The 13143-nt window shown below is 62.5% G+C and carries 15 protein-coding genes; 12 read left to right on the top strand and 3 right to left on the bottom strand.

Annotated elements, in window-relative coordinates:
- Positions 1 to 92 precede the first annotated feature (92 nt).
- The 6 genes from pstS (at position 93) to QMX97_RS01300 (ending at position 5227) form a co-directional block, all read left to right on the top strand.
- Positions 93 to 1121 (top strand): phosphate ABC transporter substrate-binding protein PstS, encoded by a 1029-nt coding sequence (gene pstS / locus QMX97_RS01325; protein ID WP_065905629.1) that lies wholly within the window; start codon positions 93 to 95, stop codon positions 1119 to 1121.
- Positions 1122 to 1195: 74 nt separating this feature from the next.
- Entirely contained in the window at positions 1196 to 2161 is a 966-nt protein-coding gene (gene pstC, locus QMX97_RS01320) for a phosphate ABC transporter permease subunit PstC (RefSeq protein ID WP_065905630.1), read from the top strand.
- Positions 2161 to 3075: a phosphate ABC transporter permease PstA gene (gene pstA, locus QMX97_RS01315; RefSeq protein WP_106804463.1), complete on the top strand. Its 915-nt coding sequence runs from the start codon at positions 2161 to 2163 to the stop codon at positions 3073 to 3075. Before pstC ends, pstA begins: the two co-directional genes overlap by 1 nt.
- A 76-nt stretch (positions 3076 to 3151) precedes the next feature.
- Positions 3152 to 3913, top strand: a complete 762-nt coding sequence (gene pstB / locus QMX97_RS01310; protein WP_065905635.1) for a phosphate ABC transporter ATP-binding protein PstB — start codon at positions 3152 to 3154, stop codon at positions 3911 to 3913.
- A gap of 31 nt (positions 3914 to 3944) precedes the next feature.
- On the top strand, positions 3945 to 4643 hold the full coding sequence (locus tag QMX97_RS01305) for a hypothetical protein (RefSeq protein WP_282395672.1): 699 nt from the start codon (positions 3945 to 3947) through the stop codon (positions 4641 to 4643).
- Positions 4643 to 5227 (top strand): hypothetical protein, encoded by a 585-nt coding sequence (locus QMX97_RS01300; protein ID WP_282395671.1) that lies wholly within the window; start codon positions 4643 to 4645, stop codon positions 5225 to 5227. Before QMX97_RS01305 ends, QMX97_RS01300 begins: the two co-directional genes overlap by 1 nt.
- A 54-nt stretch (positions 5228 to 5281) precedes the next feature.
- Here the strand turns inward: QMX97_RS01300 and QMX97_RS01295 are convergent, their stop codons facing one another.
- Positions 5282 to 5518: a hypothetical protein gene (locus QMX97_RS01295; RefSeq protein WP_106804460.1), complete on the bottom strand. Its 237-nt coding sequence runs from the start codon at positions 5516 to 5518 to the stop codon at positions 5282 to 5284.
- Positions 5519 to 5782: 264 nt separating this feature from the next.
- On the opposite strand from QMX97_RS01295, the gene QMX97_RS01290 reads away from it, so the two are divergent.
- Positions 5783 to 5932 (top strand): hypothetical protein, encoded by a 150-nt coding sequence (locus QMX97_RS01290; RefSeq protein WP_162946072.1) that lies wholly within the window; start codon positions 5783 to 5785, stop codon positions 5930 to 5932.
- Between the two features lie 24 nt (positions 5933 to 5956).
- On the opposite strand, the gene QMX97_RS01285 is transcribed toward QMX97_RS01290, so the two are convergent.
- Positions 5957 to 6859 carry a LysR family transcriptional regulator gene (locus tag QMX97_RS01285; RefSeq protein ID WP_282395667.1) on the bottom strand — a complete coding sequence of 301 codons (903 nt, stop codon included), beginning with the start codon at positions 6857 to 6859 and terminating at the stop codon, positions 5957 to 5959.
- A gap of 112 nt (positions 6860 to 6971) precedes the next feature.
- Between QMX97_RS01285 and QMX97_RS01280 the strand changes: the two genes are divergently transcribed.
- The 5 genes from QMX97_RS01280 to dctA are packed head-to-tail and all read left to right on the top strand — an operon-like array spanning position 6972 to position 11799.
- Positions 6972 to 8162, top strand: coding sequence for a CoA transferase (locus tag QMX97_RS01280; RefSeq protein WP_282395665.1), 1191 nt, complete (start codon positions 6972 to 6974; stop codon positions 8160 to 8162).
- Positions 8163 to 8178: 16 nt separating this feature from the next.
- Positions 8179 to 9144, top strand: a complete 966-nt coding sequence (locus tag QMX97_RS01275) for a hydroxymethylglutaryl-CoA lyase (RefSeq protein WP_282395664.1) — start codon at positions 8179 to 8181, stop codon at positions 9142 to 9144.
- Positions 9141 to 9524 (top strand): VOC family protein, encoded by a 384-nt coding sequence (locus QMX97_RS01270; RefSeq protein WP_120448144.1) that lies wholly within the window; start codon positions 9141 to 9143, stop codon positions 9522 to 9524. The genes QMX97_RS01275 and QMX97_RS01270 overlap by 4 nt, the downstream gene beginning before the upstream one ends.
- Positions 9521 to 10462: a D-2-hydroxyacid dehydrogenase gene (locus tag QMX97_RS01265; RefSeq protein WP_106804455.1), complete on the top strand. Its 942-nt coding sequence runs from the start codon at positions 9521 to 9523 to the stop codon at positions 10460 to 10462. The genes QMX97_RS01270 and QMX97_RS01265 overlap by 4 nt, the downstream gene beginning before the upstream one ends.
- Positions 10463 to 10500: 38 nt before the next feature.
- Positions 10501 to 11799 (top strand): C4-dicarboxylate transporter DctA, encoded by a 1299-nt coding sequence (dctA, locus tag QMX97_RS01260; RefSeq protein ID WP_207200645.1) that lies wholly within the window; start codon positions 10501 to 10503, stop codon positions 11797 to 11799.
- Here dctA and QMX97_RS01255 read toward each other — a convergent pair.
- Positions 11796 to 13136 (bottom strand): cytochrome c, encoded by a 1341-nt coding sequence (locus tag QMX97_RS01255; protein ID WP_282395659.1) that lies wholly within the window; start codon positions 13134 to 13136, stop codon positions 11796 to 11798. The genes dctA and QMX97_RS01255 overlap by 4 nt on opposite strands.
- Positions 13137 to 13143: the final 7 nt, after the last annotated feature.

The following is a 13143-nucleotide window of genomic DNA, read 5'->3' as shown; positions in this document are numbered from 1 at the left end:
GGACAAGCGCGTGGTTTGCCATTCAACTTTCATAAAAACGTAACAACTCTGCTGCACAGTTCGGGAGCCCGTAATTACAAGGATTCTCCTGAATGAAACGTCTGATGAAGTCTGCTGCACTCGCCGTTGCGGTTTCGCTGGGGGCCACCTCGGTATTTGCTGCCGAGAACGTCCGTCTGACCGGTTCAGGCGCCAGCTTCCCTGCACCGATCTACCTCACCTGGTTCAAGGATTTCAGCAAGAAAAGCGCGGGTGTCACCGTGGATTACCAATCCAAGGGCAGCGGCGCAGGTGTGCAGGACTTCCTGAATAAAACCGTCGATTTCGCCGCCAGTGACTCGGCGATGAAAGACGAAGACATCGCCAAGGTCGCCGAAGGCGTGCAGTTGCTGCCGATGACGGCGGGCGAAATCGTGCTGGCCTACAACCTGCCGGGCAACCCCAAGGGCCTGAAGCTGCCACGCGAGGTTTATTCCAACATCTTCCTGGGCAAGATCACCAAGTGGAACGACCCACAGATCGTCGCCGCCAACCCGGACCTGAAACTCACCGACACGCCAATCACCGTGGTCGTGCGTGCTGATTCCAGCGGTACCACCGCCGTCTTCACCAAGCACTTGGCGGCGATCAACCCGCAGTTCCAGAAGGACCTGGGTGAAGGCAACACCGTCAACTGGCCAGCCAGCGACAAATTCATCAAGTCGCCGAAGAACGATGGTGTGACCGCCACCGTACGCCAGACCCCGGGCGCCATCGGCTACATCGAGTACGGCTTCGCCAAACTGGCCAAGGTTGACTTCGCCCAACTGCAGAACAAGGCCGGCCATTACGTGGTGCCGAACGCCGAAAGCGGTGCCGAGGCCCTGGCCGCGGTGAAAATGCCGGAAAGCCTGGTGGCCTGGCTGCCGGACCCGGATGGCGCCAAGTCCTACCCGATCACCTCCTACACCTGGATGATCTTCCGCAAGGACAACGGCAACCCGGCCAAGGCCAAGGCCATGCGTGAAATGGTCGAGTACAGCTTGACCGAAGGGCAGAAGATCGCTGATTCGATGGGCTACATCCCGCTGCCGCAATCGGTTGTCGATCAGGTTCGCAAGGCTTCCGCCAACATCCAGTAACACCCGTGTGGTCTCTCTCGGAGTGTGCGTCGAGCCGCGCCGAGGGAGTTTCCCCCCTGTTCCGGAATTAGCCAATGAACACACCTTTTGTCGTACCGGTTAACCCGGATTCTGCCTGCCAGCCGCCTTCCACGAAGGATTTCCTGGTTGACCGCACCTTCCGTGCCCTTGCGCGAATTGGGGTGGTGCTGATTCTGGCGTTGGTCTTCGCCTTGGTATTCGAGGTGGGACGCAAAGCCCTTCCGGGCATGGAAAAGCACGGTTTCGATGTGCTTTTCGGCAGTGTCTGGGACGTTAACCAAGGCAAGTACGGCATTCTGCCGGCCATTTGGGGCACGCTGTACAGCGCCCTGATTGCCTTGCTGATCGCCGGTTTCTTCGGTGTCAGCATGGCCATTTTCCTCACCCAGGATTTCCTGCCGGCGAAGCTGGCAGCGGTGTTTCGCACCATTGTCGAGCTGCTCGCGGCCATCCCCAGCGTGGTTTATGGCCTGTGGGGGATCTACGTGGTGATCCCGGCGATTCGGCCACTCACCGCCTGGCTGAACAGCGAACTGGGCTGGATTCCCTTTTTCGGCACGTCCCTGAGCGGGCCCGGGTTGCTTCCCGCCGCGCTGGTACTGGCCATCATGATTCTGCCGACGATTGCGGCAGTGTCGCAGGACGCACTCACTGGCGTGCCGATGAAAACCAAGCAGGCCGCCTACGGCATGGGCACCACCCACTGGGAAGCGATTCTCAAGGTGATGGTGCCTTCTGCGGCGACCGGCATTTTCGGCTCGCTGGTCCTCGGCCTGGGTCGCGCGCTGGGTGAAACCATGGCGCTGGCGATGCTGGTGGGCAATGCGAACAACATTTCGCTCTCGCTGTTTGCGCCGGCCAACACCCTGGCCGCGCTGTTGGCGCTGAACTTCCCCGAAGCCGGCCCCAACGAAATCGAGGTGTTGATGTACGCCGCGCTGGTGCTGATGTTTATCACGCTGCTGGTGAACATCCTCGGCTCCATGATCATGCTCTACGCCCAGCGGGGGAACAAATAATGACTGACCTCACTTCGCCTGCCAGCAGCTTGACCTCGCCAGCCGGCGCCATGCCCAGCCTGCAGCGCAAGTTCGAAGGGCGCGCCCTGCGCAGCCTGGTGCTGACCACGTTGGTGTGGACGGGTGCGCTGATCGCCAGCGTGCCGCTGATTTCCGTGCTGTACATGCTGATCACGCGCGGCGGGGCACGGCTGAGCCTGGAAGTGTTCACCGAATTGCCGCCTACCGGTTTCGAGACTGGCGGCGGCTTCGGCAACGCCATGGCCGGCACCTTTGTGATGGTCGGCATTGCCGCCGCCATTGCCGTGCCGGTCGGCATCATGGCCGCCGTCTTCCTCGCTGAACTGGGGCCCGACAGCAAGCTGGCAAACGCCGCGCGCTTTGCCGCCAAGATGCTCACCGGGCTGCCGTCCATTCTGGCCGGCGTGTTCGCCTACGCCCTGGTGGTGATGACCACCGGCACCTACTCGGCACCGGCCGGCGGCGTTGCCCTGGCGGTGTTGATGCTGCCGATCGTCGTGCTGACGGCTGAAGAGTCGATGCGCATGGTGCCCAAGATCATGAAGGACGCGGCCTACGGCATGGGCTGCACGCGCTCGCAGGTCATCTGGAAAATCATCTTGCCAACCGGCATGCCGGCGATTCTCACCGGCGTGATGCTGGCCGTTGCGCGTGCTGCGGGCGAAACCGCGCCATTGCTGTTTACCGCGTTGTTCAGCAACTACTGGATCTACCACGACGGCAGCCTCGCGGTGATGAACCCGACGGCATCGCTGGCCGTACTGATTTACAACTTCTCCGGCATGCCCTTCGACAATCAGCTCGAACTCGCATGGGCGGCTTCGCTGGTGTTGGTGATGATCGTGCTGGTCGTGAACATTGTCAGCCGCATTTTCGGCAAGCCCAAGTACTGAACAAGGGAGCATCTGAATTTTGAACGTATCAACTGCGCAAATAGCCGCTCCGTTTACCACCCAGGCGCCTGTGGTCATGGACTGCAAGCTCGACAAGATTTTCTACGGCAACTTCATGGCCGTGCGCGACAGCCACGTACCCATCGAGAAAAACAAGATCACCGGCTTTATCGGGCCTTCCGGTTGCGGCAAGAGTACTGTGCTGCGCAGCCTCAATCGGATGAATGACCTGGTCAAAGGTTTCCGCTTCGAGGGGCACGTGCATTTCCTCGGGCAGGACGTGTATGGCAAAGGCGTGGACCCGGTGGTAGTGCGCCGCTATATCGGCATGGTGTTTCAGCAGCCGAACCCGTTTTCGATGAGCATCTTCGACAACGTCGCGTTTGGCCTGCGCCTCAACCGCTACAAGGGCGACCTCGGCGATCGCGTCAAGCATGCGCTGCAGGGCGCTGCGCTGTGGGATGAGGTCAAGGACAAGCTCAAGGTCAGTGGCCTGTCGCTTTCCGGCGGCCAGCAGCAACGGCTGTGTATCGCCCGCGCCATCGCCACCGAGCCGGAAGTGCTGTTGCTCGACGAGCCGTGCTCGGCGCTCGACCCGATCGCCACGCGTCGGGTTGAAGAGTTGATGGTCGAGTTGAAAAAGGACTACACCATCGCGCTGGTGACCCACAACATGCAGCAGGCCATCCGTGTGGCTGACACCACTGCGTTCTTCTCGGTGGATATTTCCCAGGGCACGCGTACTGGCTACCTGGTAGAGATGGGCCCGACCACCCAGATTTTCGGCAGCCCCCGCGAGAAAATGACCGAGGACTACATCAGCGGCAAGTTCAGCTGATCGACCTTTCCACCGTTTGCCAGGATTGCCAATGTCTGCAACACGTCGTCTTGATTTGCCCGCGATCGAACGCGCTCTGCGTAAAGTACAGAGCCGCTTTGCCGAGCTCAGCCGCCACTTTACCGAGCCGCGCGATCCGTTCACGGACGAGGTGCTGGAAAATGTGCTGGAAGGCTATGCCCTGATTGATGACTATGTCGCTCGCGGCGTCGACCTGTTTGACCTGCAGCAACTCAACCTGATGCTGGAGATCAATGCCACCGTGCTCTGCGGCAAGGACCCGGTGCGCCGGCTGGAATACGCCCAGCACCTGGCGGCCACCGAGCAGCACTTTTTCAACAATGTCGAGGGTGGCATCAAGGACTTGTACAACTGGTATTGCGCGTACCGCAGCGAGTCGGTCTGGAAGCGTGCAGCCGGTGTCTACGTGCGCATCCTCAGCAAGCCGCAATTGTTCATCGAGGGCAATAACCGCAGTGGTTCGCTGATTGTCAGCTACCTGCTGATGCGCGCGGGACTGCCGCCGTTCGTGCTCACGCTGGAAAACGCCGAGGGCTATTTCAACCCGTCCTCGGTCATCCGTAACTCCGCCAAGCATGGCGTCAAGGCCCTGTACGAATTGCCCAAGATCAAGAAAAAATACGCGGCATTCCTGGAAGATCAGGCCCCGGATCCCGGGGAGTTCTTCCTGGGCGACACACCCGTGCCTGCTGCTCGGGGAGGTCTGTGATGGGGAGGTATCCAGTGCTCGACAGCGTTCGGCGTCTGTTCAATCGCCCGCGTATCCGCATTTCGTTCGACATCGACGACACGCTGGCCTGCCAGCTTCACCACAGTGCGGTCGAACACAGCCGGCTGCCGGCCTGTGTCCATCGGTGGCTGGGCGAACCGCTGCGCGTGGGGACTCGCTCGCTGACCCGTGAACTGCGCCGCCAAGGCTGCAGCATCTGGGTCTATACCTCGTCCGGGCGGACCCCGTCCTACATCCGGCGTTGGCTGTTGCTGTACGGCATTCGTGTCGACGGCGTGGTCAACAGCGTGCTGCACAACCGTGCGCTCAGCGTGCGCGGGCTGTCGAACGCACCCTCCAAATTTCCACCGGCCTTCGACATCGACCTGCATGTCGACGATTCCGAAGGCGTGCGCAGTGAAGGCCATGACCACGGCTTTCGCGTGGTAGTGGTCGACCCGCAGGACGAGCAGTGGGCACAGCGCGTGCTCGACGCGGTCGCGCACGTCCAGGCGCAACTGGCCCGCCAGCAGCCGCTGAGCTTTGCGCCGCCGACACGGCGGCGTCCGCAGGTGTTTTCCTGAAGGCCCGCTGCAAGCTTGTCTGAGTGACAAGCGCGGAGTCGGTAGGCTGTGCGGCTACAACCCGCTTCGACGCAGGCGCATCAGGTCCTGGCGCGCCTCACTGCGTTTCGCATCGGCTACCCGCTTTGCCTCGCTGAAGCGCAGCCACGCGTCGGCATTCGCCAGACTGGTGCCAATGATTGCGTAGGCCGCTTGCTCCAGCCGATCTGCCTCGTAGAACAGTTCGGTATTGCGGGCAAGCGCATCCTGGGAGGCAAGAGGGTTCGATGTTTTGCACGTGTTCGCGGCCATGGCCTTTACCTCAAGGTCGTCATCGGCGAGCGAAATTCAGGCGCCCTGGTCGGGGCAGGCGGATCGTAGCTCGCGCAAGGACTGACACAGGCCGTTCCTGTGTCTGGGTGTCCTGCTTTATGGATCGATGGTGGGGCAAAAACGTTCAAATTAGTGCAAGGGCGCGGCGTGACCATTCGTCAGGCACTGTTTGGTTTTTTTGAACGCGCCAGCGCTCGTTCCACACAGATAAGTGACAGCCCACCTTATCCACGGAAAATGATCATGAAAAAACTCACTATGTGCCTGAGCCTTTGCAGTGTGTTCATGCTGCATGGGTGCTTCGACAGCGCCGACAACACCACCAAGGACAACACTGGCGGCAGCAAATCTTCGGTGCAGATGCAGGAGGGCAAGGCCAAGGACAGTCAGTAAGCCCGGCAGGCCAGGGATAGCCGGCTATCCCTCCAGGTTGCTCAGGTAGCTGAACAGGTTGGCGGCCTCGGGCGAAAGGCGCGACGTATCCGCCACCCCTACGTACAAGGTGCGCGACGCCCATTGGCCCTCCAGCGGGATCGCGCGCAGCTTCGTCTCAAGTAACCCCGGGTGCACCGAGCCCAGCGGCAGGATGCCGATCCCCAATCCCGCCTCGATCATGCGGCAGATGCCATCGAAACTGCTGACTTGAATGCGCACCTTCAGGCGTTTGCCGGTGCTGGCGGCGGCATCATTGATACGCCGCAACAGCGAACTGCCTTGATTCAACGCGACGTAATCGAAGTCCAGCGTCTCGGCCAGGGCAACGCTTGCACGCTGCGCCAGCACGTGACCCTGCGGCACCAGTACCACCAGCCGATCATGCCGATAGGGGTGTATGTGCAGGCCGGGAGCGTCGACGTTGTCGGCAAAGATGCCGATCTCGGCCTGACCCTTTTCCACTGCATGAATCGCGCGGTCGCTGAGGACCTCCTCCAGTTCGATGCGCACCTGCGGGTTGGCCGCGAGAAAAGCCGCGAGATCCTGCGGTAAAAACTGGATCACCGCCGACGTGTTGGCAAACAGCCGAACATGACCACGCACGCCATTGGCGTAGTCGGTGGCGTCATGGGCCATCTGCTCGGCGGCGTCGAGGATGGTTCGCGCGTGTTCAGCCAGGCCGCGTCCCGCCGGGGTCAGTTGCAGGCCTCGGGCAACGCGGGTGAACAGGCTGCAATGGGTCACCCGTTCGAGTTCGGCCAGTCTTTTGCTTGCCGCGGAAACGCTCATGTGAGCACTGGTGGCGGCCTGGGTAAGGTTTTGTGTCTTAGCGGCCAATACCAGCAGGCGCAGGGACACCAGATCAAGCTGCAGCAAATTGAACATATCCACCTCTGTGTTTCCAATCTGGAAAGAGTAGTGGAAATCTTTGACATTCTCACGGCGTGTTTTTGCGCGGATTATCCGGCCATCACCTCCAACAACAACGGATACCGTCATGAGTCTGCCCCTGGAAGGCATCAAGGTGGTCGAAATGGGCCAACTGATTGCCGGACCTTTCGCCGCCAAGATCCTCGCCGAGTTCGGCGCCGAAGTGATCAAGATCGAACCGCCGGTCACCGGCGACCCCCTGCGCAAATGGCGCTTGCTGCACGACGGGACCTCGGTGTGGTGGGCCGCCCAGTCGCGCAACAAACAGTCGGTCACCCTTGATCTGCGCCAGGCCGAAGCGCGTGAGGTGGTCAAGCGCCTGGTCCAGGACGCCGACATCCTGATTGAAAATTTCCGCCCTGGCACCCTGGAAAAATGGGGGCTGGGCTGGGATGAACTGTCAGCGATCAACCCCGGGCTGGTGATGCTGCGGGTTTCCGGTTACGGCCAGACCGGACCGTACCGCGACCTGCCCGGTTTCGGCGTGATCGGCGAGGCCATGGGTGGTCTGCGCCATTTGTCCGGTGAGCCAGGACGCACGCCGGTACGGGTTGGCGTGTCCATTGGCGATTCGCTGTCCGCGCTGCACGGCGTGATCGGTGTGCTGCTGGCGCTGCGTCACCGCGAGCAGCACGGCGGCGCTGGCCAGCAGGTCGACGTGGCGTTGTACGAGTCGGTGTTCAACATGATGGAAAGCCTGATTCCCGAGTATTCGGTGTTCGGCAGCGTGCGTGAGCCGGCCGGCAGCAGCTTGCCCGGCATCGCACCGACCAACGCCTACCGTTGCAAGGACGGAAAGTATGCGTTGATCGCCGGCAATGGCGACAGCATCTACCGGCGGCTGATGGAGAAGATCCAGCGCCTCGATCTGGCCGACGACCCTGAGCTGGCGCAGAACGACGGACGGGTGCGGCATGTGGCGCGGATCGACGCGGCAATCTCCACCTGGACCGCCGAGCGCAGCCTCGACGACGTCCTGGCAGCGCTGAAAGACGCGAACATTCCCAGCGGAAAAATCTACGACGCCGCCGACATCGCCGCCGATCCCCATTACCAGGCGCGCGACATGCTGCTCGCCAGCCAATTGGACGACGGTACGCCTGTCACCTTGCCCGGCATCGTGCCCAAGTTGATGGCCACCCCCGGTCGCGTGCACTCGCGCGCGCCGGCCCTGGGGCAACACACCGACGCGGTGCTTGCACGCATCGGCATCGACGCACCGACCCGCGAAGCCTGGCGGGCTCGCGGCCTGATCTGACACCAGGAGCAACCTCATGAAACGCCTGTACCTGCAGGAAGTCGCGACCCGTGACGGCTTCCAGAATGAAAAGACCTTTATCGACACCGAGCGCAAAATCGCCTTGATCGACGCGCTCAGTGCGTGCGGCTACGCGAAGATAGAAGTCACCTCGTTCACTTCGCCAAAGGCCATTGCGGCGTTGCGCGATGCCGAGGCGGTAATGGCCGGGATTCGGCGCCAGCCCGGCGTCGAATACACGGTGCTGGTGCCGAACGTGCGCGGGGCCGAGCGTGCGCTGGGCTGCGGCATCGACGAAGCCAACCTGGTGATGTCCGTCAGCGAGCCGCACAACCGTTCCAACCTGCGCATGACCCGCGAACAGTCATTCGCCCAGCTCCAGGAGGTGGTCGGCGTGATCGGCCAGGGACCGGTGGCGGTGAATGTGTCGCTGTCCACGGTATTCGGCTGCCCGATGCAGGGCGAGGTGCCCACCGACGATGTGTTGGGTTGGGTCGCGCGCTTTGCCGAACTGGGCGTGCGCGGCATCACCCTGTGCGACACCACCGGCATGGCCTATCCCACACAGGTGGAGGCCTTGTCGCGGCAGGTGCGCGAGCGCTTTCCCGAGCTGCAGCTGACCCTGCATTTTCACAACACCCGAGGCATGGCTCTGGCCAATACCCTGGCGGCGCTGCAGGCGGGGATCGAGCGTTTCGATGCCTCTCTGGGCGGCCTCGGTGGTTGCCCGTATGCACCCGGCGCCAGCGGCAACGTGTGCATGGAAGACCTGGTGCACATGCTCGATCTGATGGGCTACGACACCGGTGTTCAGCTGGACCGCGTGCTCGCCGCCGCCGCGCAACTGCCCGACCTGGTTGGCCATGACCTTCCCAGCCAGATCCTCAAGGCCGGCAAACGCCTGGACCTGCATCCCATCCCCGCGCATGTGCACAGCCTGAGCAAGCAGGTGGCCAATGCCGAACTGGAGCGCCCGCAATGATTGATCATCTCGACCACCTGGTACTCACCACCCTCGACCTGAGCGCCTGCAAAGACTTTTACCTGCGCGTCATGGGCATGCGCCTGGAGACCTTTGGCAGCGGACGCATCGCGTTTCGCTTCGCAAACCAGAAAATCAACGTGCACGAGCGCGGGCATGAGTTCGAGCCCAAGGCGCATCTGCCGGTGCCGGGCGCGCTGGACCTGTGCTTTATCGCCAGCCTCCCGTTGGATGAGGTGATCGCCCATCTCGACGCCCAGGCCTGGCCTGTTCTCGAAGGTCCGGTGCTTCGCACCGGCGCAACGGGCCCGATCCGCTCGGTGTATGTACGTGACCCGGACCTGAACCTGATTGAAATTTCCGAGCAGGTGGCGGCATGAATATCGTCTTTCTCGACGCCGCCAGCCTGCCGTCCCCCTTGGTGCGTCCGGCCCAGGCCAGCGCCTGGACGGAGCGTGAAAAAACCACCCACGAGCAGGTGCAGCAGGCATTGGCCGAGGCTGACGTGGCGATTACCAACAAGGTGCGCATTGATCGTACGAGCCTTGGGCAACTGCCGCGCTTGAAGTTGATCTGTGTAGCCGCGACCGGCTACGACTGCATCGACATTGCTGCCTGCCGCGACCACGGTGTGACCGTGTGCAATGTGCCCGCTTACAGCGCGGTGAGTGTCGCCGAAGCGGTGATTGGTTCGCTCTTCGCGTTGCGTCGTCACCTAATGGCGTATCGCTCGGCCTCGTTGAGCCAATGGTCGCTGTCATCGCACTTTTGCGTGCATGGCGCGCCGATCCAGGACCTGCAGGGTTCGACCCTGGGCATCGTCGGGCGTGGCGATATCGGCAGCCGTGTGGCGCGACTGGCCAAGGCCCTGGACATCCACGTGCTGTTTGCCGAACACCGTGGCGCGCAGCGAGTGAGGGACGGCTACACCGCGTTCGACACGGTGTTGGCCCAGGCGGATGCGCTGACCTTGCATTGCCCGTTGACGCCGCACACGCGATACCTGATCGGCGCCGCCGAGATCGCACGGATGAAGCCCGGCGCACTGCTCATCAACACCGCGCGCGGCCCACTGGTGGATGAAAACGCGGTGCTCGACGGGTTAGCCAGCGGCCAGCTGGGCGGCGCCGCGCTGGACGTGCTGCACGTGGAGCCGCCGCAGGCCGACCACCCGTTGCTGCACTGCGAACACCCCAACTTGCTGGTCACGCCCCATGTCGCCTGGGCCAGCCAAAGCAGCGTTGCGCGGCTCAAGGCGGTGCTGGCGGCCAACATCGAGGCTTTCGCCGCCGGCAAGCCGATCAACGTGGTGACCTGACCCCTCAACACCGTTTTCCTACCCCCAAAGGCAGAGCCATGACAAAAATAATCAGCTCTTCAGTCACACCTGTGGACGAACCGCATCCACAGCGCAAACCGCTCTACCAGCATCTGTATGTGCAGGTGATCGCCGCCATCGTGCTGGGGGTGATCCTCGGACACTTCAGCCCAGGCCTCGGCGAGCAGATGAAACCCCTGGGCGACACGTTCATCAAGCTGATCAAGATGCTCATTGCGCCGATCATCTTCTGCACGGTAGTCAGCGGTATCGCCGGCATGCAGGATCTCAAGCGCATCGGACGGATTGGTTTCAAGTCACTCATCTACTTTGAAGTGCTGACCACTCTCGCCCTGGTAATCGGCTTGATCGGGGTCAACCTGCTCAAGCCGGGTGCCGGCATGCACATTGATCCGGCCACGCTGGATGCTTCCGCCATCGCCGGCTACACCAAGGCCGCCCATGACCAGAGCGTCGTCGGCTTCCTCACACATATCGTGCCGAGCACGGTGTTCGGTGCATTCACCGACGGCGATATCCTCCAGGTGCTGTTCATCTCCGTGCTGTTCGCCTTCGGCCTGCAGCTGTTGGGAGAGGCGGGCAAGCCGCTGCTCGGCACCATCGACCTGGTGGCCAAGGCGTTTTTTCGCATGCTCAAGATCGTCATGTACCTGGCGCCGTTGGGTGCCTTTGGCGGCATGGCGTTCACGGTGGGCAAGTACGGCGTGCAATCGTTGGGTGCCTACGTGAACCTGCTGGTGTGCTACTACCTTACCGGGTTGGTCTTCGTGTTCGTGGTGTTGAACCTGGTGGCGCGGCTGGCCGGTTTCAGCTTGTGGAAATTCCTCAAGTACATCCGCGAAGAACTGGTGCTGGTGCTGGGCACGTCATCGTCCGAATCGGCGTTGCCGCGCTTGATGGGCAAGCTGGAAAAACTCGGCTGTGAGAAGTCCACCGTCGGCCTGGTGGTGCCGTCAGGTTACTGCTTCAACCTGGACGGTAGCTGCATCAACATGACGGTACTGGCGATCTTCATTGCCCAGGCGCTGGATATCGACGTGTCGCTGTATCACCAGGTGACGTTGCTGCTGATCCTGCTGCTGACCTCCAAAGGGGCCGCCAGCGTGACCGGCGGGGCATTTATCACTTTGGCCGCGACCCTTGGCTCCATCGACGTGATACCGGCAGCGGGCCTGGTATTGGTGCTGGGCGTCTACCGGTTTATTTCCGAAGGCGGCGCGCTGATCAATGTGATCGGCAACGGTGTCGCCACGTTGTTCATTGCTCGTTGGGACGGTGCGCTGGATCGCGAGCAGCTCAAGCGCGAGTTGGGTTAGCGCATTTGCAAAATTATCGGACTGGCACTGGCCGGATCGGTATGCCCGCGCAGTTTGCCGACGGCCTTGGCGTCGACTGCGTCAGCGTGGTTGCCCCACGTGCTGCGCACATACGTCAGCACCTCAGCGATTTGCGTATCGGACAATTGCTCGCGGAAGGCCGGCATGCGGTAGGCATCCGGTACGCCGGCGGCGACGATGCGTTGCGAGCCGTTGAGGGTGATGTTGATCGCCGAGGCGTTTTCCTTGGCGAGGGCGGAGGTGGCGCCGGCCAGCGGCGGCATCCACTCGGGCTGGCCTTTGCCGTCCGAGCCATGACAGGCGGCGCAGCGGGTCGCGTAGGTGTGGGCGCCGGGAATGTCCTGGCGGGTATCAGCGGCCACGTATTGCCACGGGGGGCCGTCGCGCTGCGGGTCGCCGGGCAGTGACTTGAGATACCGTGCGATGGCGGCCAGGTCGTCGTCTGCCATGAACTGCGTGGAGTTGTTGAAGGCTTCGGTCATCGAGCCATAGACCACCGCATGCTGATTGCGCCCGGTCTTGAGGAATTGCACGATGTGCGCCTCGCTCCAGCGGCCCAGGCCGGTGTTGGGATCCTGGCGCAGGCTCGGGGCGTACCAGCCATCGAGCAGGCCACCGGCGAGGTACGGCGCGCCGGACTCGTCCAGGGCCTTCTCGTTGAAAGCCAGGCCGCGTGGCGTGTGGCAACTGCCGCAATGGCCCGGGCCCTGGACGATGTAGGCGCCGCGGTTCCACACCGCATCTTGATTGGGCTTGGCCGCATAAGGCGCGGTGGGCGCGAACACGCCATTCCACAACGCGATGGGCCAGCGCAGGTTGAGCGGCCAGGGGATGTCGCTGGGGATATTCGCCTGTTTGTCCGGTTGCACGCCGTGCATGAAAAACGCATACAGCGCGCGGATGTCATCGTCACTGAGCTTGGCATACGAAGGGTAGGGCATGGCCGGGTATAGGCGTTTGCCACCCGGCGCCACGCCGTGGCGCACCGCGCGGTCGAAGTCGGCCAGGCTGTAGGTGCCGATGCCGGCGTCGCGGTCAGGCGTGATGTTGGTGGCGTGGATGTTGCCCAGCGGCGTGGCCATTTCCAGGCCGCCGGAGAAAGGCGCCTTGCCCGCCAGGCTGTGGCAGGCCACGCAGTCGCTGAGGCGCGCGACGTACTCGCCGCGGCTGACCAGCGCAGGGTCGGCGCTGGCGGCCGACTCCTGTGCGAAGGGCGTCGCGGGCTGGCGGGTGACGTACCAGGCCAGCACGCCGGCTGCGACCAGGCAGGCCAGCAACAGCCAGCCTGCGGTTCTTGCGAAGCGAGGGTTGTTCATGCGCGGT

It is taken from the genome of Pseudomonas sp. PS01298 (genome assembly GCF_029959745.1).
GTDB lineage: Bacteria > Pseudomonadota > Gammaproteobacteria > Pseudomonadales > Pseudomonadaceae > Aquipseudomonas > Aquipseudomonas aylmerensis.
The sequence above is the reverse complement of the archived record's forward strand: the minus strand, read 5'-3'. Positions and strand labels throughout refer to the sequence as shown.

Coding starts and splice junctions, on each gene's coding strand:
- pstS (WP_065905629.1), top strand. CDS start 93: ATGAAACGTCTGATGAAGTCTGCTGCACTCGCCGTTGCGGTTTCGCTG.
- pstC (WP_065905630.1), top strand. CDS start 1,196: ATGAACACACCTTTTGTCGTACCGGTTAACCCGGATTCTGCCTGCCAG.
- pstA (WP_106804463.1), top strand. CDS start 2,161: ATGACTGACCTCACTTCGCCTGCCAGCAGCTTGACCTCGCCAGCCGGC.
- pstB (WP_065905635.1), top strand. CDS start 3,152: ATGGACTGCAAGCTCGACAAGATTTTCTACGGCAACTTCATGGCCGTG.
- QMX97_RS01305 (WP_282395672.1), top strand. CDS start 3,945: ATGTCTGCAACACGTCGTCTTGATTTGCCCGCGATCGAACGCGCTCTG.
- QMX97_RS01300 (WP_282395671.1), top strand. CDS start 4,643: ATGGGGAGGTATCCAGTGCTCGACAGCGTTCGGCGTCTGTTCAATCGC.
- QMX97_RS01295 (WP_106804460.1), bottom strand. CDS start 5,518: ATGGCCGCGAACACGTGCAAAACATCGAACCCTCTTGCCTCCCAGGAT.
- QMX97_RS01290 (WP_162946072.1), top strand. CDS start 5,783: ATGAAAAAACTCACTATGTGCCTGAGCCTTTGCAGTGTGTTCATGCTG.
- QMX97_RS01285 (WP_282395667.1), bottom strand. CDS start 6,859: ATGTTCAATTTGCTGCAGCTTGATCTGGTGTCCCTGCGCCTGCTGGTA.
- QMX97_RS01280 (WP_282395665.1), top strand. CDS start 6,972: ATGAGTCTGCCCCTGGAAGGCATCAAGGTGGTCGAAATGGGCCAACTG.
- QMX97_RS01275 (WP_282395664.1), top strand. CDS start 8,179: ATGAAACGCCTGTACCTGCAGGAAGTCGCGACCCGTGACGGCTTCCAG.
- QMX97_RS01270 (WP_120448144.1), top strand. CDS start 9,141: ATGATTGATCATCTCGACCACCTGGTACTCACCACCCTCGACCTGAGC.
- QMX97_RS01265 (WP_106804455.1), top strand. CDS start 9,521: ATGAATATCGTCTTTCTCGACGCCGCCAGCCTGCCGTCCCCCTTGGTG.
- dctA (WP_207200645.1), top strand. CDS start 10,501: ATGACAAAAATAATCAGCTCTTCAGTCACACCTGTGGACGAACCGCAT.
- QMX97_RS01255 (WP_282395659.1), bottom strand. CDS start 13,136: ATGAACAACCCTCGCTTCGCAAGAACCGCAGGCTGGCTGTTGCTGGCC.